This is a genomic window from Streptomyces sp. NPDC014727 (assembly GCF_043083485.1).
Lineage (GTDB): Bacteria > Actinomycetota > Actinomycetes > Streptomycetales > Streptomycetaceae > Streptomyces.
Genome location: NZ_JBIBYR010000011.1, coordinates 911 through 17,405 on the forward strand (window position 1 = coordinate 911; position 16,495 = coordinate 17,405).

The window sequence follows — 16,495 nt, forward strand, 5'->3', positions numbered from 1 at the left end:
CGACCGGCCGCGTGGGCCGCGTCGCGACGACGACAGCCGTGGCGGTTCCGGTGGCGGTTTCCGTCGGGACGACCGGCGTGATGAGCGTTCGGGTGGTTTCCGTCGGGACGACAGCCGTGGTGGTTCCGGCGGTGGTTTCCGTCGGGATGACCGGGAGCGTGATCGTGGGCCGCGTCGTGATGACGACCGTGGTGGGCGGTCCGGCGGTGGGTTCGAGCGGCGGGACGACCGGCCGCGTGGGCCGCGTCGCGACGAGGACAGCCGTGGCGGTTCCGGTGGTGGTTTCCGTCGGGACGACCGGCGTGATGAGCGTTCGGGTGGGTTCCGTCGGGACGACAGCCGGCCCACCGGTGGTGGCGGGTTCCGTCGGGACGACCGGGATCGTGATCGTGGGCCGCGTCGTGACGACGACCGCGGTGGTTTCCGTGGGCCGCGTCGTGACGACGACCGCCGTGGCGGCGGGTACCGGCGCGACGACAGCCGTGGCGGGGGCTACCGCGGCCAGCGGGACGATCGTGGTGGCCGGGGCGGTTACCGCGGGCGTGACGACCGCGGTGGGTACGAGCGGCGGGACGACCGGGACCGTGAGCCCATCAAGCGGCTTCCGATTCCGGAGGACGTCACCGGCGACGAGATCGACAAGGATGTGCGGCAGGAGCTGATGAGCCTGCCGAAGACCCTGGCCGAGGATGTCGCCAGGAACCTCGTCATGGTGGCCCGCCTGATCGACGAGGACCCCGAGCAGGCGTACGCGTACTCGCGGATCGCACTGCGGCTGGCCTCACGGGTCGCGGCCGTGCGCGAGGCGGCCGGGTTCGCCGCGTACGCGACGCAGAAGTACTCGGAGGCGCTGGCGGAGTTCCGCGCTGCCAAGCGGATGACCGGTTCCGTGGAGCTGTGGCCCGTCATGGCCGACTGCGAGCGTGGACTCGGACGCCCCGAGCGGGCGATGGCAATGGCCGGCGAGCCCGAGGTGCAGAAGCTGGACAAGGCCGGTCAGGTCGAGATGCGTCTGGTGGCTGCCGGGGCCCGTCGTGACATGGGGCAGATCGATGCGGCCATCGTCACGCTGCAGAGCCCCGAACTGGCTTCGAGCGCCGTGCACCCGTGGACCCCGCGACTGCGCTACGCGTATGCGGACGCGCTGCTGGCGGCCGGGCGCGAGGACGAGGCACGTGAGTGGTTCGGGAAGGCGCTGGAGGCCGACAAGGACGGCGCCACCAATGCGTCGGACCGGCTCGCCGAGCTGGAAGGTGTCGAGTTCGTCGACGCCCTGGATGAGGACGACGAGGGTGAGAACGACGTCGCCCCCTCGGCCGCCGCTGCGGACGACGACCAGGACAAGGGTCGGGGCCAGGACGGTACGTCCGAGGCGTAAGGCATGAGAGAGGGCGGCACCCTGAGGGTGCCGCCCTTTTGCCGTTTCCGGGGGTCAGTCGAGAGCGAGGCTTCGCAGGACCAGGCCGGTGGCGGGCTTGGGGCCGAAGGAGGTCGACTTGCGAGGCATGGTGACGCCCTGTCGAGCGAGGTCCCGGACGACTTCCTCGCGCACCGGATGCATCAGGACCGCCGTGGCGTTGTGGCGCTCGGCCTGTTCGACGGCGGCCGCGGTGTCGTGGATGTATGCGATGTGGTCGGGGGCGTCGGGGATCTGCCAGACGTGGTCGAGCAGAGCAGCGTGCAGGACCGTCGCGTCGAGGGTCTGCCAGGCGGTCGGGTGATCGGCTGGAATCGTACGTGCCAGCAGGGCGGCGTCGGGGCGGTCGACGAGGTGGAAGCGGCCGTCGCCGGCGAGCAGGAACGCGTTGCCTTCGACGGCCGCCTCGGCGAGCGCTTCCAGGGCCAGGGGCAGCGGGGCCTCGATGTCGCGGACGCGGAAGAGGCCGTTCAACGCGGCGAGCGCGTCGGCGACGGGGAGGCGGTGGAGCAGCCGGTGGATGGCGCGGACCCGGAGCGGGTAGCGGGCCGTGTCGACGAGGAGGACCAGGCCGAAGTCCCAGGGGCCGGGAGCGGTGTGCTCCTGTTGCAGCCGGAGATAGGTGGCCCAGCGGTGGTGGCCGTCGGCGATCAGGGCTTGGTGGTGGGCCAGATCGGCCTCGATCTCGGCTCGTTCGGACGGATCGGTGACCGCCCACAGCCGGTGGCTGTAACCGTCCTCGGTGGTGGTGGCGAGCAGCGGTGGACGCTCGATGGTCCGCTCGATGACGGCGGTCGCGCCCGAGACGTCCTCGTCGCTGCGGTAGGTGAGCAGCAGCGGTTCGAGATGGGCGGCCGTGGTGCGCATCAGGTCGGCCCGGTCCTCGACGACGTGGGCCATCACGTCCTCGTGCGGCAGGACGATGCCTTCGGCGGGCGCGGACAGTGCCAGTGCTCCGACGATGCCGCGTTGCAGGATCTCGGCGTCGCGCTGCTCGTAGACGTACAGCGCGGGCTCGGCATCGGGAGCGAGAACGCCCTCGGCCAGCCAGCGGTCCAGGGTCTCGGCGGCCTGCTTGTGACGGGCCGCGGCGGTGTCGGCCTGCGGCAGGATGAGCCGGACGATGTTGTGCGGGTCCGCCGACTCCAGGTGGTGCAGTCCGTCGGGGCGTACGACGACGTCGTACGGCGGTGAGGTCACCGCGGCGAGACTGCCGACCCGCTCGGGGACGTAGCGCAGTCCACGGAACGGGGTCAGACGCAGTCCCTGGCCGGCCGGACCTGATGTGTTCATTTCTGCATCGTATGTGTGCGGCGGGGATGCGCGATGATCGGGACAGAAGCATGGAATGAGGAGCGCAAAGAATGAGTCAGGCGAGCAGGACCAGGCCGAGCGGCAGCGGCACCGCGTTGAACGAGGCGTACGACACGGCGCTGCTCGATCTCGACGGGGTGGTGTACGCGGGCGGTCATGCGATCGTTCACGCCGTCGACTCGCTGGGAGCGGCGCGGGAGGGCGGGATGCATCTGGCATACGTGACCAACAACGCCCTGCGGACCCCGGCCGCGGTGGCCGAGCACCTGACCGACCTCGGAGTGCCGGCCGGGCCCAGTGATGTGATCACCTCGGCGCAGGCGGTGGCGCGGCTGATGGCCGATCAGCTGCCCGCCGGTGCACGGGTTCTGGTGGTGGGTGGCGAGGGGCTGCGCGTCGCACTGCGCGAGCGCGGGCTGGTGCCGGTGGAATCGGCGGACGACGAGCCGGCCGCGGTGGCGCAGGGGTACGGCGGGCCCGACATGGCGTGGGGGCGGTTCGCCGAGGCGGCCTACGCGATCGCGCGGGGGGTGCCGTGGTTCGCGTCCAACACGGATCTGACGATTCCGAGTGCCCGGGGGATCGCGCCGGGGAACGGTGCGGCGGTGGAGGTCGTACGGATCGCGACCGGGGCCGAGCCGCAGGTCGCCGGGAAGCCGTTGCCGCCGATGCACCGGGAGACGGTGCTGCGGACCGGGGCCGAGCGTCCGTTGGTGGTCGGGGACCGGCTGGACACGGACATCGAGGGTGCCTTCAACGGCGGTGTGGACTCCCTGCTGGTGCTCACCGGGGTGACGGACGCGGCGCGGCTGCTGGCCGCCGGGCCGCAGCACCGGCCGACGTTCGTGGACGCGGACCTGCGAGGGTTGCTGACCGGGCAGCCCGAGGTGACGCGGACGGGCGACGGGTTCGGCTGTGGTGGCTGGACGGCGTCGGTGCGCGGTGACGACCTGGTGATCGAGGGGGACGGGGAGGTGCTCGACGGGCTGCGGGCGCTCTGCGGGGCCGCGTGGTCGTACGCCGGGGACGGCTCGTGCGGGTTGGACGCGGCGAAGGCGGTCGCCAGGCTGGGGCTGTAGGAACGGTTCCCGGTGCTTCGAGAGCAAAGGAGGGTAGGCTAACCTAACTTTGTTCTGCTCGGTGTGCCACCGTCCGGATGGCCGACCCGCCCGGCGGGTGGTGCCGGGCTCGGGCCCACCCGCCGCCTGTGGTGAAGGACGACCCTCGCGCCCGATCACCCCCGACCCCGGGAGTACGACCCATGCAGCGCCTCACCGCGGACTCGGTGACCCTCGGCTACGACCGGCGGGTCATCGCGGAGAATCTCTCCGTCGAGATACCCGACAACTCGTTCACGGTGATCGTCGGTCCCAACGCCTGTGGCAAGTCGACCCTGTTGCGCGCGCTCTCGCGGATGCTGAAGCCGAACAGCGGACAGGTGCTCCTGGACGGGCAGGCGATCCACGAAATGCCCGCGAAGAAGGTCGCCAGGACGTTGGGACTGCTGCCGCAGTCCTCCGTCGCGCCGGACGGCATCACCGTCGCCGACCTCGTCGGGCGCGGCCGGTACCCGCATCAGGGGCTGCTGCGGCAATGGTCGCCGGACGACGAACGCATTGTCGAGGAATCGATGGCGGCGACCGGAGTCGGCACGCTCGCCGATCGCCATGTCGATGAATTGTCCGGCGGGCAGCGGCAGCGTGTCTGGATCGCCATGGCGCTCGCCCAGCAGACGCCGCTCCTGCTGCTCGACGAGCCGACGACGTACCTCGACATCCAGCACCAGATCGACGTCCTCGACCTCTGCGCGGAACTGCACGAGGCGCAGGGGCGCACCCTGGTGGCCGTCCTGCACGATCTGAACCACGCCGCGCGGTATGCCACCCATCTCGTCGCGATGCGGGAGGGCGAGGTGATCGCCGAGGGGGCGCCGGGCGACGTCGTCACCGCGGAACTGGTGGAGCGGGTCTTCGGGCTGCGCTGCCAGGTCATCGACGACCCGGAGACCGGCACGCCGCTGGTGGTCCCGGCCGCGCGCAAGCCGCGGAGCGGCGGGGCGGGCACACGGGACCAGGCATCAGCCGGGGCCTCGACGGGGGGCTGACGGGACGAAGGGGACCGTACGAGCTGCCGCCACGGTCGCGCCACGGGCCGGGGAAGGGGCCCACGCGGTGGTTACAGCAGCGTCCTGAGTCTCAGCAGGTCGCGGAAGCCCGCCTCCAGCCGGACCCGGCCCGTGCCCCATGCCTTGGCGAAGTTCAGCTCACCGTCCACCATGGCCACCAGGTCGTCACCGGTCATCGCGAGCCGGATCTCGGCCTTCTCCCGGGGCGGACCGTCGGCCGTGTCCAGGACCTGGATCCGGCCATGGGCCAGCCGCCCGGTGAAGGTGATGTCGAGGTCCTTGATGTGGCAGCTCAGCGAGCGGTCGAGGGCTGCCGCGCTGCGCACGTCGCCATCGGCCACCGCGAGGTTGCCGGAGAGTCTGTCGAGTGCGCTGCGGCACTCCGCCATGGTCGCCATCGTGACCGACGGTACCGCAGCCCCACGCGGTAGCGTTTCCCGCATGAGCGACTCGATGCCGGGGCCCGGGGCGGCATACGGAACAGTGCCCGGAGCGACGTCCGGGCAAGCGGCGCAGGGCTCGCCCGACGAGGACGCGGCCCCGGCCGCCGCAACCGTGTCCGAGCCCGCCGCGCCCACTCCCCTCGGTATCGAACGCACCCCTACCGGCAACGCCGAGGTCGACGCGCGGCTGGGGCGTCTGGCCGATGCGGACCACCTCACGGCGGACGGGCACATCGAGGTGTACGAGGATGTACACCGTGGGCTGCGCGACGCGCTGACCGCGCTGGACGCAGGACCCGCACCCGCACCGATGCCCTCGTACAACCACAGGAGCTGAACCGAACGTGGCAGGAGTGACACGTCACCGCCTCGACGCCGAGCTGGTACGCCGTGAGCTCGCCCGCTCGCGCGAGCACGCGAGCCAGCTGATCGCCGCGGGACGGGTGACCGTCGGTGGCAACACCGCGACCAAGGCCGCCACTCAGGTCGAGACCCGCGCCGCCATCGTCGTGACCAAGGACGACAGCGACCCCGAGTACGTCTCGCGCGGTGGACACAAGCTCGCCGGGGCTCTCGCCGCCTTCGTACCCCTCGGGCTGAAGATCGAGGGGCGGCGGGCGCTGGACGCCGGGGCGTCGACCGGCGGCTTCACCGACGTGCTGCTGCGGGCCGGCGCCGGTCATGTCGTCGCCGTCGATGTCGGCTACGGACAGCTCGCCTGGTCGCTGCAGTCGGATGAGCGCGTCACCGTCAAGGACCGTACCAACGTGCGTGAGCTGACCCTGGAGACGATCGACGGCCGGCCGGTGGATCTGGTGGTCGGTGATCTGTCGTTCATCCCGCTGGGGCTGGTCCTGCCCGCCCTGGCGCGCTGCGCGGCCCCCGACGCCGATCTGGTCCTCATGGTCAAGCCCCAGTTCGAGGTCGGCAAGGAGCGGCTCGGCAGCGGCGGTGTGGTGCGCAGCCCCGAACTGCGGGCCGAAGCGGTACGGGAGGTGGCGCGCCGGGCCTGGGCGCTGGGCCTCGGAGTGCGGGGGGTGACGGCGAGCCCGCTGCCGGGGCCCGCAGGAAATGTCGAGTACTTTCTCTGGCTGCGGGCCGGAGCGCCCGAGCTGGACCCGGCGGATGTCGACCGTGCAGTGGCGGAGGGGCCTCGTTGACGACGAATGCGGCACGAACTGTCTTTCTTCTGGCGCACACCGGCCGCCCGGCCGCGATCCGCAGCGCCGAACTTGTCGTACAGGGACTGCTGCGCAGCGGCCTCGGGGTGCGGGTGCTGGCCACCGAGGCGGCCGATCTGCCGCTGCCGGCGTCCGTCGAGACCGTCACGGACACCACACCCGGGGCTGTGGACGGCTGTGAGCTGCTGATCGTGCTCGGCGGGGACGGGACGCTGCTGCGCGGCGCCGAGTTCTCCCGCGCCTCCGGGGTGCCGATGCTCGGCGTCAACCTCGGCCGGGTCGGCTTCCTCGCCGAGGCCGAGCGGGACGACCTGGACAAGGTGGTCGACCGGGTCGTCACCCGGGCGTACCAGGTCGAGGAACGCATGACGCTCGATGTCGTCGTGCACAGCAACGGCGACGTCGTCCACACCGACTGGGCGCTCAACGAAGCGGCCGTGCAGAAGGTGTCGCCCGAGCGGATGCTGGAGGTCGTCCTGGAGATCGACGGCCGGCCGGTGACCGGGTTCGGCTGCGACGGGATCGTCTGCGCGACCCCGACCGGATCGACCGCGTACGCCTTCTCGGCGGGCGGTCCCGTCGTCTGGCCCGAGGTCGAGGCGCTGCTGATGGTGCCGATCAGCGCCCACGCGCTGTTCGCCAAGCCGCTGGTGACCTCGCCGGACTCGGTGCTGGCCGTCGAGGTACAGCAGCACACCCCGCACGGGGTGCTGTGGTGCGACGGGCGCAGGACCGTGGAGCTGCCCTCGGGGGCGCGGGTCGAGGTGCGCCGCGGTGCGGTGCCCGTACGGCTGGCTCGGCTGCACCACGCCTCCTTCACGGACCGGCTGGTGGCGAAGTTCGCGCTGCCCGTCTCGGGGTGGCGGGGCGCGCCGCACTGACCGGCGGACATGCCTGCGGAGACGGTGCGAATGCTCCAGGAGCACACGGGAGAGTGAACCCCGGGGGGCGGGGTCCGTCGCACATCGGGGCTTGGACCTCGTAAGGTCATGTCCGTGTTGGAGGAGATGCGGATACGGTCGCTCGGAGTCATCGACGACGCGGTGGTCGAGCTGTCACCCGGTTTCACCGCGGTGACGGGTGAGACCGGCGCGGGCAAGACCATGGTCGTCACCAGCCTGGGGCTGCTGCTCGGCGGGCGTGCCGACCCCACCCTCGTACGGATCGGGGCCAAGGCCGCCGTCGTCGAGGGACGGATCACGGTGTCCGAGGGCGAGGCGGTGGCCCTGCGGGCCGAGGAGGCCGGGGCCGAATTCGACGACGGTGCGCTGTTGATCAGCCGTACCGTCTCCGCGGAGGGGCGTTCCCGGGCGCATCTCGGCGGGAGATCGGTGCCGGTGGGGGTGCTCGCGGAACTGGCCGACGAGCTCGTCGCCGTGCATGGCCAGACCGACCAGCAGGGGCTGCTCAAGCCCGCCCGGCAGCGACAGGCCCTGGACCGGTACGCGGGCGACGGCGTCGCCGTGCCGCACGCCGAGTACGCGGCGGCGTACCAGCGGCTGCGGGCCGTTGTCACGGAGCTCGACGAGCTGACGACGCGCGCCCGCGAACGTGCCCAGGAAGCGGATCTGCTGCGTTTCGGGCTGGGCGAGATCGCCGGGGTCGAACCGTTGGCGGGCGAGGACGGCGACCTGGCCGCCGAGGCCGAACGGCTCGGTCACGCCGAAGCCCTCGCCTCCGCGGCGGCCCTTGCGCACACCGCGCTCGCGGGCAACCCGGAGGACCCGGAGGGCGTCGACGCGACGACCGTGGTCGCGGCCGCCGGACGGTCCCTGGACGCCGTGCGGTCCCACGATCCGGCGCTGGCCGCGCTCGCCGACCGGATCGGCGAGATCTCGATCCTGCTCGCCGACGTGGCGGGTGAACTGGCCGGGTACGCCGACCAGCTGGACGCCGATCCGCTGCGGCTCGCCGCGGTGGAGGAGCGGCGCGCAGCGCTCACGGGGCTCACCCGCAAGTATGGCGAGGACATCACCGCCGTGCTCGCCTGGGCCCAGGAGGGGGCCGCCCGGCTCACCGAGCTGGAGGGCGACGACGACCGCATCGGCGAACTGACGGCGGAGCGCGACGCGCTGCGGGCCGAACTCTCGGGCCTCGGACAGGCGTTGACCGATGCGCGTACCGGGGCGGCGGGGCGCTTCGCCGAGGCCGTCACGGCGGAACTGGCCTCCCTCGCGATGCCGCACGCCCGGGTCTCCTTCGACATCCGGCAGACCGAGGCGGCCGACGAGACCTCCGGCATCGAGGTCGGCGGGCGGAGCGTGGTCTACGGTCCCTCCGGCGCCGACGAGGTCGAGCTCCTGCTGGCCCCGCACCCGGGAGCCCAGCCGCGGCCGATCGCCAAGGGCGCGTCGGGCGGCGAGCTGTCCCGGGTGATGCTCGCCGTCGAGGTGGTCTTCGCCGGCTCCGACCCCGTCCCCACGTACCTCTTCGACGAGGTGGACGCGGGCGTCGGCGGCAAGGCCGCCGTGGAGGTCGGGCGGCGGCTCGCGAAGCTCGCCAGGTCCGCCCAGGTCGTCGTCGTCACACACCTGCCGCAGGTGGCGGCCTTCGCCGACCGGCAACTGCTGGTCGAGAAGACCGTCGACGGGTCGGTGACCAGCAGCGGGGTCACGGTCCTGGAGGGCGAGGACCGGGTGCGGGAGCTGTCCCGGATGCTCGCGGGGCAGGAGGACTCGCAGACGGCGCGGGCTCATGCGGAGGAGCTGCTCGCGGCGGCGCGGGCGGACGGGTAGCCGGGGCTCGCGGCCGTCGGGCGCGCGTTCACGGCCGGTCGCCGGGCGACCTCGCCCTCCAGGGGCGCCCGGCCGTTCGCTCACCGGACGGCCGCCGGACGGCCCCGGCGGACCGCTGCGTAGCCTGCTCGTATGGGAACAGCGTGCAACAGGGCCGTGGTGTCGGGTTCGGTCGCCGCCGCCGTCGCGGGGGTTGTGTACCGGGTGCTGCGGGCCCGGCCGCGCAGGCGCTGGCAGCGCACCAACTACGCGGGCCGGACCGTCGATCTGTACGCGGGTCCGGCCGTCGCCCTCGGAACCGTGGCCGGAACCGCCGTCCTTGCGCTGCCTGCTCGCACCAAGTACGCCGCAGCGCTCGCCGTGCTCGCGGCCGGCGGCTGCGGTGCCTACGACGACCTCGTCGGCGCCGACGATCCGCGTCGCGGTTTCCGGGCCCACCTGGGCGCGCTGCGGGGCGGCGAGGTGACCAGCGGCGCGGTGAAACTTCTCGGCATCGGGACCGCAGGGCTCACGGCCGGGACGCTGCTCAAGGAGCGTCCCGTCGATCGGATCCTCGCCGGCGTCGTGATCGCCGCAACCGCGCACCTCGTCAATCTGACGGACGTACGGCCCGCCGCCGCTGCCGCCACCGTGCTCGCTCTCGGGGCCCCGGGCCTGCCGAGGAGCGCGCTCGCTGCCGCGCCGATGGGCGCCGCGGCAGCCCTCGTCGCCGACGACCTGGGGGAGCGCACCATGATCGGGGACACCGGGGCCCACGCCCTGGGCGCCGCGCTCGGCGTCGCCGTCGTCGCGGGCCGCGGCCGGGCCGGTCTCGTCGCTCACACCGTGGGGCTCGTCGTGGCGACGGTCCACGGGGACCGGGTCAGCCGACTCGTCCGGGGGCTGTGGGACCGCTGACGGCGGAGGCCGGGACACGGGTGCGTCAACATCGCGTCAGCTTCTCACTTGTACGAGTGATAGATCGTGGCCGGTTGCTGTCGTATGCAGCGGGACAGTGGCCCGATTGTGCCGGAACGTGCGTACGGACTGGCATCCTTGACGTGCCATCACCGCCGACTCGGGAGCCCCGGGAGCCATTCAACGTGTCACAGCTGCGTACGGTCCAAGTCCTGGGCGGCGGCAGCGCGGGCAGCAGTGCCCACGTCAGCTCGCTCGCCGCGGGGCTGGTGGCGAGAGGCGTGCACGTCACCGTCTGCGCCCCGGCCGAACTGGACCACGCCTACGACTTCTCCGGCAAGGGAGTCGATTTCGCCCCCGTACCGCGACGCAGTGACCCCACCGCCGTCGCCGCGCTGCGTACCGCATGCCTGACCGCGGACGTGGTCCACGCGCACGGTCTGCACGCCGCCGTACGGGCCGCGCTCGCGCTCGGCGGCCGACGCGTCCCGCTGGTCGTCACCTGGCACGCCCGCGCCCACGCCGAGGGCGCCCGCAGCCGACTGCTGCATCTGATGGAGCGAAGGGCCGCCCGTGCGGCGGCAGTTGTGCTCGGCACGACATCGGACCTGGTCGACCGGGCGCGGCGCCGAGGCGCGCGCGATGCCCGGCTCTCGCCGGTCTCGGCCCCCGTGCCGCAGCAGCCGGCCGTCGTCGACGAGGGCAAGGCGCGGGCCGAACTCGGGGTGATGGAACGGCCGTTGATCGTGTCGTACGGCAGCCTCGTACCGCACCACGGGTACGACACGCTGCTCGACGCCGCACGGATGTGGCGCGGGCTCGACCCCGTGCCGCTGCTGGTCATCGCGGGGGAGGGGCGGGAACGGGCGGCCCTGCAGCGCCGGATCAGGGACGAGGAACTGCCCGTCAGGCTCATCGGCAGCCGCGACGACGTCGCCGAACTGCTCGCCGTCGCGGATCTGGCCGTGCTGTCCAGCCGGTGGGAGGCGCGCTCGGTACTGGCTCAGGAGGCGCTGCGACTCGGCGTTCCGCTGGTCGCCACCGCGGTCGGAGGGGTGCCCGAACTCGTCGGGGACGGGGCGGAGCTCGTGCCGTGCGGCAACGGCGAGGCGCTCGGGCGGGCGGTCGTCAGGCTGCTCGGTGATCCGGCGCGGTGTGAGCAGTTGGTGGCCGCGGGGCGCGCGCAGTCCGCCGACTGGCCGACGGCGGACGACACGATCGTGCAAGTCCTCGCCGTCTATGACGAGTTGACGCAGCCGTTGGCGGTCGCCCGGACGCGGTGAACGCTCCGCCCGCCGTGCTCCGCCAGGTTTCGGACCATGGGGCTACGAGGTGTGGCGCCGAGCCCGGAGCGCCAGGCTCAGGGCCAGGACCGCCTGGGGGTCGTCGAGGTCGGTGCCCAGCAGCTCACCGATGCGGGCCAGCCGGTTGTACAACGTCTGCCGGTTCAGATGGAGCTCGCGTGCCGTCTCCGCCTTGCGGCCCGCGTGGGCGAGGTACGTCTCCAGCGTCGGCAGCAGCGGAGGGCGCGAGCTGCGGTCGTGGTCGCGCAGCGGACCGATCGCCCGGTCCACGAACGCGGCCAGATCCGGATGGTCCCGCAGCCGCCACAGCAGCAGATCGATGTCCAAGCGCCGGGCGTCGTACCAGGGCCGGTCGCTGAGCCCCTGCGCGGCCGTCGCCGTCTCCGCGGCGTGCCGCAGTCCGGCACCGGCCGCGGCCCAGCCGCCGGCCACGCCCACCACCACGACCGGCGGATGCGATCCGGCCCGCTCCAGACCGGCGCGTTCCACACCGGCCCGCAACGCCGCCGCGACCCGGTCCGCGACCGCCGTGCGCTCCGTCTCGGACCGCAGCCCCAGCAACACCGGAACCCGGCCCTCCACGGGCCGCACGCCGAGCAGCACCGGCACGCCCACCGACGAGAGCTCCTCCAGCACGGCCCGTGCCAGCAGCGCCCAGTTCCCCGACACGGACAGTTCGGGGGCCAGCCGCATCACCACCGGCAGCAGCGGTGTCCCGCCCGGTTTGAAGCCCAGCACGCGGGCCTGCGCCGGGGCGTCCTCCGGAGTGATCCGGCCCTCCGCGAGATCCGACAGGAAGTCGCCCCGGCCGCGCGCCGCGAGCTCCTCCTCCTGACGGGCCTGCATCAGCACGACGGCGAGGATCCCCGCCGCCCGTTCCGCCGCCATCCGGTGCACCGTCACCAGCGGTGCGGACACGGCCAGCAGCACCAGCCTGGCCCGTACCGAACCGGTTCCCGGCCCGCCGCCCGGCACGTCCACCAGCACCGAACCCGTGGGCGGCGCCTCGCGGGCCGCCCGGCCACCGCGCATTCCGTCCCACACCTGGAGCGGATCGGCGGACACCGGGCCGGACGCGGGACCGGCCGCGTACAGCAGCTGGCCGTCCGCCGTCTCCAGGAAGACCGGGTTGGCCGCGAAGTCCGCCAGGATGCCCAGCACCTGGGGCACCCCGCCACCGCCGAGGAGCGCCTCCGTGCACCTGCGGTGCACATCCTCGGCCTGCCGCAGCAGGGCGTAGTGACCGTTGACGATCTCCGTGTGTATCTCCTCGGTCACCGTCACGAACGGCACCTCGCGGTGCAGCTGCACCAGCGGCAGACCGGCCGCGCGGGCGGCGTCCACGATCGATGCGGGCAGCCTGCTGAAGCGCGGACCGAGTTCCACCACCAGGGCGGCGATCCCGCGGTCGGCGAGCCTGCGGACGAAGGCGCGCTGCTCGGCGGGACGGGTGCCGAGCCCCAGTCCGGTGGTGAGCAGCAGCTCACCGCCCTTGAGCAGCGAAGCGATGTTGGGGACCTCGCCCGCGTGCACCCAGCGCACCGTACGGTTCAGCCGGTCCGCACCGGCCACCACCTCCGGGAGCCCGCTGCGCAGCCCCGGCAGCTCAAGGGCCCGCTGCACGGTGATTCCGCCTTGCGTCTCCACTGGCTCCGGCCTCGCGTTTCCATTCGGTTCAAACGGGCGGTCGCCCTGATTCAGGAAGGTACCGGCCCCGGGCGCGGGAGGCGCGGTCGGGGAGGTGCCGAGGGGCTCCGCCGACCGGGAGCGGCCGCTCTGATCTGCCGCTTTCGACCTGCCCGGGGACATGGAACCACGGTTGACACGGGTCGAGGCCGCTGCGATCTTGTGACCGCCGCGCGGTTCGGACCGTGCGGCTCTCCTACCCGGACCTGGAGCAGACGTGGGCGACGACGTATCGGCGTACGCAAGCCGGGAGGACCTTCCCGGCCCCCTGGTCGGGGTCGACTGGCTCGCGTCGCGGCTGGGCGAGCCCGGACTGGTGGTCCTGGACGCCTCCGTGGGCGCGCACCGGGGCTCCGGGCGGCGGATCCCGGACGCGCGGCCCTTCGACATCGACGGGGCGCTGTCCGACCACTCGGGACCACTGCCGCACACGATGCCCGATGCCTGCCGGTTCACCGAGGAACTGCGCTCCCTCGGCGTCCACGACACCGACACCGTCGTCGTCTACGACGGCGCGGGCATCTACTCCAGCCCGCGCGCCTGGTGGATGCTGCGCGCGATGGGCTTCGACCGGGCCGCGGTGCTCGACGGTGGCCTGCCCGCCTGGACGGACGCCGGGCTGCCGCTGGAGACCGCCCGGCCCGCGCCCGCGGAGCGCGGCGACTTCACGGCCCGGCCGCGCGCGGGACGGATCGTGGGCAGCGACGAGGTGGTGGCGGCCCTGGCCGACCCCGCGGCGGCGGTCTTCGACGCCCGCTCCGGGGAGCGGTACTCCGGCGTGGTCGCCGAGCCACGACCGGGACTGCGCGCCGGCCATATGCCGGGGGCGGTCAATCTGCCCTTCGGCGTGCTCCAACGCGACGGCCGGATGCGCCCGGCGGATGAGCTGCGCGCCGTGTTCGCCGCCCTCGCCGGAGACCGGCAACGGCTGTTCTTCAGCTGCGGATCGGGCGTCACCGCCTGCGTGCTGGCGCTCGGGGCCGAGCTGGCCGGGTACCGCGAGCCGGCCGTGTACGACGGGTCCTGGAGCGAATGGGGGCTGCCCTCGGAGCTGCCCGTCGTGACCGGAACGCAGAGCGTGGGGCAGCCGCGCCGGCACGGCTCGCCGCACTCCTGTGAGAACCCGGAACCGGAGCGGATCGGCGTCCGGGCGAACGGAAGGGGGCGGACACCGCTCGCGCGATGACCGCCCCCTTCCCGAGGTCAGCCGACGTACGCCCCGCTCGCCGTCAGGCGCAGTGCCGTGTCGATCAGCGGCACGTGGCTGAACGCCTGGGGGAAGTTCCCCACCTGGCGCTGCAGACGGGAATCCCACTCCTCCGCGAGCAGGCCCAGATCGTTGCGCAGGGACAGCAGCCGCTCGAAGAGCCGGCGTGCCTCGTCGACCCGGCCGATCATCGCCAGGTCGTCGGCCAGCCAGAACGAGCAGGCCAGGAACGCGCCCTCGTCGCCCTCCAGACCGTCGACGCCGGCGTGCTCGCCCTTGGTGGGGTAGCGCAGCACGAAGCCGTCCTCGGTGGACAGCTCGCGCTGGATCGCCTCGATCGTGCCGATCACGCGCTTGTCGTCGGGCGGCAGGAATCCCATCTGAGGGATCAGCAGGAGGGAGGCGTCCAGCTCCTTCGATCCGTAGGACTGGGTGAAGGTGTTGCGCTCCTTGTCGTAGCCCCGGTCGCAGACGTCTCGGTGGATCTCGTCACGCAGTCCGCGCAGCCGCTCCACCGGCCCCTCCGCGTCACCGGACTCGATCAGCTTGATGGTGCGGTCGACGGCGACCCAGGCCATCACCTTGGAGTGGACGAAGTGGCGGCGCGGGCCGCGCACCTCCCAGATGCCCTCGTCCGGCTCGTCCCAGTGCTTCTCCAGGTACTCGATCAGCTTGAGCTGGAGGCCCGTGGCGTAGTCGTTGCGGGTCAGGCCCGTCATGTGGGCGAGGTGCAGCGCCTCGGTGACCTCGCCGTACACGTCCAGCTGGAGCTGGCCCGCGGCGCCGTTGCCGACCCGGACCGGGCCGGAGTTCTCGTAACCGGGCAGCCAGTCCAGCTCGGCCTCGCCCAGCTCGCGCTCGCCCGCGATGCCGTACATGATCTGCAGGTTCTCCGGGTCCCCGGCGACCGCCCGCAGCAGCCACTCGCGCCAGGCGCGGGCCTCCTCGCGGTATCCGGTGCGCAGCAGGGACGAGAGGGTGATCGCGGCGTCACGCAGCCAGGTGTAGCGGTAGTCCCAGTTCCGGGAGCCGCCGATGTCCTCGGGCAGGGACGTGGTCGGCGCGGCGACGATGCCGCCGGTCGGCGCGTACGTCAGGGCCTTGAGGGTGATCAGGGAGCGGACCACGGCCTCGCGGTAGGGCCCGTGGTATGTGCACTGTTCGACCCATTCACGCCAGAAGTCCGCGGTCGCGTCCAGTGAACCCTCCGGGTCCGGCAGGCCCGGCGGCTCGTGGTGCGAGGGCTGCCAGCTGATCGTGAACGCGATCCGGTCACCCGGCGCGACCGTGAAGTCGGAGTACGTCGTCAGGTTCTCGCCGAAGGTGTCGGCGGGAGTGTCCAGCCAGACGGAGTCCGGGCCGGCGACGGCGACCGTACGGCCGTCGACCTTGTGCACCCACGGGGTGACCCGGCCGTAGCTGAACCGCATGCGCAGCTCCGAGCGCATGGGTACCCGGCCGCTGATTCCCTCCACGATCCGGATCACCTGCGGGGCACCGTCACGCGGCGGCATGAAATCGGTCACTCTGACCGTTCCGCGCGGGGTGTCCCATTCCGATTCCAGGATCAGGGAATCGCCGCGGTAGCGGCGGCGGTCGGCGGAGGGCGGCTCGGCCCCCTCCTCCCGCGCCGGTCCCAGGCGCCAGAAGCCGTGCTCCTCAGTACCCAGAAGTCCCGCAAAAACGGCATGCGAATCGAAGCGTGGGAGGCACAGCCAGTCGACTGTGCCGTCCCGGCAGACCAGGGCGGCGGTCTGCATGTCTCCGATGAGTGCGTAATCCTCGATGCGCCCGGCCACGTGCATCTCCAGTCGAACGGCCTTGTCACCCCGTAGGGCATTACTGCGGGTCAAGAGGTCGTCGCAAGGGGTTGTTGTGGGGGAACCTGCGTGCTCGGAACCTCGCCCGGAGCGAGTGTCCGAGCAGGATACGACGCACCCAGGTGATCTGCGCGACCGTCTCATCAACAGGTCTGCGCCGAACGGGTGCGGTGTGAGGGGCTCGAGATGATCTTGTGTAGTGAGTGTGCGGGGTGTGGCCGGAAGCAGCCTCCCCGGGTCGCTGATACCCTGGTAGCCCGTGGACCGGTGGTCGTCCGCAACAGCGGACGAGGCCCCCGAACCGCAGCGACGGCACCTCCGGAACGACCGGACGGCAACGCCGGTACGCACCTCACGATCGCGACC

General features: G+C 72.6%; 14 protein-coding genes and 1 pseudogene. 11 read left to right on the forward strand and 4 right to left on the reverse strand.

All coding sequences use genetic code 11. From position 1 onward, the window contains the following. A pseudogene (locus tag ACF1B9_RS18650) lies at window positions 1-662 on the forward strand (hypothetical protein); the annotation flags it as partial. After that, window positions 662-1,378: a tetratricopeptide repeat protein gene (locus ACF1B9_RS18655; RefSeq protein WP_391740435.1), complete on the forward strand. Its 717-nt coding sequence runs from the start codon at window positions 662-664 to the stop codon at window positions 1,376-1,378. The pseudogene ACF1B9_RS18650 and the gene ACF1B9_RS18655, both read left to right, overlap by 1 nt. A gap of 54 nt (window positions 1,379-1,432) precedes the next feature. Here the strand turns inward: ACF1B9_RS18655 and ACF1B9_RS18660 are convergent, their stop codons facing one another. Further along, window positions 1,433-2,710 (reverse strand): DUF1015 family protein, encoded by a 1,278-nt coding sequence (locus ACF1B9_RS18660; RefSeq protein WP_391740434.1) that lies wholly within the window; start codon window positions 2,708-2,710, stop codon window positions 1,433-1,435. 71 nt (window positions 2,711-2,781) lie between these two features. Here ACF1B9_RS18660 and ACF1B9_RS18665 point away from each other — a divergent pair, with 71 nt between their 5' ends. Together ACF1B9_RS18665 and ACF1B9_RS18670 are read left to right on the forward strand one after the other, a co-directional pair. Beyond that, window positions 2,782-3,810 carry an HAD hydrolase-like protein gene (locus ACF1B9_RS18665; RefSeq protein ID WP_391740433.1) on the forward strand — a complete coding sequence of 343 codons (1,029 nt, stop codon included), beginning with the start codon at window positions 2,782-2,784 and terminating at the stop codon, window positions 3,808-3,810. Window positions 3,811-3,992: 182 nt separating this feature from the next. Next, a complete protein-coding gene (locus tag ACF1B9_RS18670) occupies window positions 3,993-4,835 on the forward strand; it encodes an ABC transporter ATP-binding protein (protein ID WP_391740432.1) in 843 nt (280 codons plus the stop codon). A gap of 71 nt (window positions 4,836-4,906) precedes the next feature. On the opposite strand, the gene ACF1B9_RS18675 is transcribed toward ACF1B9_RS18670, so the two are convergent. Beyond that, window positions 4,907-5,254, reverse strand: a complete 348-nt coding sequence (locus tag ACF1B9_RS18675) for an SCP2 sterol-binding domain-containing protein (protein WP_351085786.1) — start codon at window positions 5,252-5,254, stop codon at window positions 4,907-4,909. A gap of 55 nt (window positions 5,255-5,309) precedes the next feature. Between ACF1B9_RS18675 and ACF1B9_RS18680 the strand changes: the two genes are divergently transcribed. From ACF1B9_RS18680 to ACF1B9_RS18705, 6 genes are all read left to right on the forward strand, one after another. Beyond that, the gene (locus ACF1B9_RS18680; protein WP_391740457.1) at window positions 5,310-5,636 is read left to right on the forward strand and encodes a hypothetical protein; all 327 of its coding nucleotides are present in this window, start codon (window positions 5,310-5,312) and stop codon (window positions 5,634-5,636) included. A 7-nt stretch (window positions 5,637-5,643) separates the two neighbouring features. Continuing rightward, window positions 5,644-6,459, forward strand: a complete 816-nt coding sequence (locus ACF1B9_RS18685; protein WP_351085790.1) for a TlyA family RNA methyltransferase — start codon at window positions 5,644-5,646, stop codon at window positions 6,457-6,459. Then, window positions 6,456-7,361, forward strand: a complete 906-nt coding sequence (locus ACF1B9_RS18690) for an NAD kinase (protein WP_351085792.1) — start codon at window positions 6,456-6,458, stop codon at window positions 7,359-7,361. Before ACF1B9_RS18685 ends, ACF1B9_RS18690 begins: the two co-directional genes overlap by 4 nt. A gap of 108 nt (window positions 7,362-7,469) precedes the next feature. Then, window positions 7,470-9,215, forward strand: a complete 1,746-nt coding sequence (gene recN, locus ACF1B9_RS18695; protein WP_391740431.1) for a DNA repair protein RecN — start codon at window positions 7,470-7,472, stop codon at window positions 9,213-9,215. 132 nt (window positions 9,216-9,347) lie between these two features. Then, window positions 9,348-10,112 (forward strand): hypothetical protein, encoded by a 765-nt coding sequence (locus ACF1B9_RS18700; RefSeq protein WP_391740430.1) that lies wholly within the window; start codon window positions 9,348-9,350, stop codon window positions 10,110-10,112. A 185-nt stretch (window positions 10,113-10,297) separates the two neighbouring features. Continuing rightward, complete coding sequence (locus tag ACF1B9_RS18705; protein ID WP_391740429.1) at window positions 10,298-11,395, forward strand: glycosyltransferase family 4 protein; 1,098 nt, start codon at window positions 10,298-10,300, stop codon at window positions 11,393-11,395. A gap of 42 nt (window positions 11,396-11,437) precedes the next feature. On the opposite strand, the gene ACF1B9_RS18710 is transcribed toward ACF1B9_RS18705, so the two are convergent. Continuing rightward, window positions 11,438-13,063 (reverse strand): PucR family transcriptional regulator, encoded by a 1,626-nt coding sequence (locus tag ACF1B9_RS18710; RefSeq protein WP_391740428.1) that lies wholly within the window; start codon window positions 13,061-13,063, stop codon window positions 11,438-11,440. 256 nt (window positions 13,064-13,319) lie between these two features. On the opposite strand from ACF1B9_RS18710, the gene ACF1B9_RS18715 reads away from it, so the two are divergent. After that, window positions 13,320-14,288, forward strand: coding sequence for a sulfurtransferase (locus tag ACF1B9_RS18715; RefSeq protein ID WP_391740427.1), 969 nt, complete (start codon window positions 13,320-13,322; stop codon window positions 14,286-14,288). 17 nt (window positions 14,289-14,305) lie between these two features. Here ACF1B9_RS18715 and ACF1B9_RS18720 read toward each other — a convergent pair whose 3' ends face one another. Continuing rightward, window positions 14,306-16,108: a glycoside hydrolase family 15 protein gene (locus tag ACF1B9_RS18720; RefSeq protein WP_391740426.1), complete on the reverse strand. Its 1,803-nt coding sequence runs from the start codon at window positions 16,106-16,108 to the stop codon at window positions 14,306-14,308. Window positions 16,109-16,495: the final 387 nt, after the last annotated feature.

Bases quoted from the DNA above. Each gene is read 5' to 3' on its own strand.
- ACF1B9_RS18655 (WP_391740435.1), top strand. From the start codon at position 662: ATGAGCCTGCCGAAGACCCTGGCCGAGGATGTCGCCAGGAACCTCGTC.
- ACF1B9_RS18660 (WP_391740434.1), bottom strand. From the start codon at position 2,710: ATGAACACATCAGGTCCGGCCGGCCAGGGACTGCGTCTGACCCCGTTC.
- ACF1B9_RS18665 (WP_391740433.1), top strand. From the start codon at position 2,782: ATGAGTCAGGCGAGCAGGACCAGGCCGAGCGGCAGCGGCACCGCGTTG.
- ACF1B9_RS18670 (WP_391740432.1), top strand. From the start codon at position 3,993: ATGCAGCGCCTCACCGCGGACTCGGTGACCCTCGGCTACGACCGGCGG.
- ACF1B9_RS18675 (WP_351085786.1), bottom strand. From the start codon at position 5,254: ATGGCGACCATGGCGGAGTGCCGCAGCGCACTCGACAGACTCTCCGGC.
- ACF1B9_RS18680 (WP_391740457.1), top strand. From the start codon at position 5,310: ATGCCGGGGCCCGGGGCGGCATACGGAACAGTGCCCGGAGCGACGTCC.
- recN (WP_391740431.1), top strand. From the start codon at position 7,470: ATGTCCGTGTTGGAGGAGATGCGGATACGGTCGCTCGGAGTCATCGAC.
- ACF1B9_RS18700 (WP_391740430.1), top strand. From the start codon at position 9,348: ATGGGAACAGCGTGCAACAGGGCCGTGGTGTCGGGTTCGGTCGCCGCC.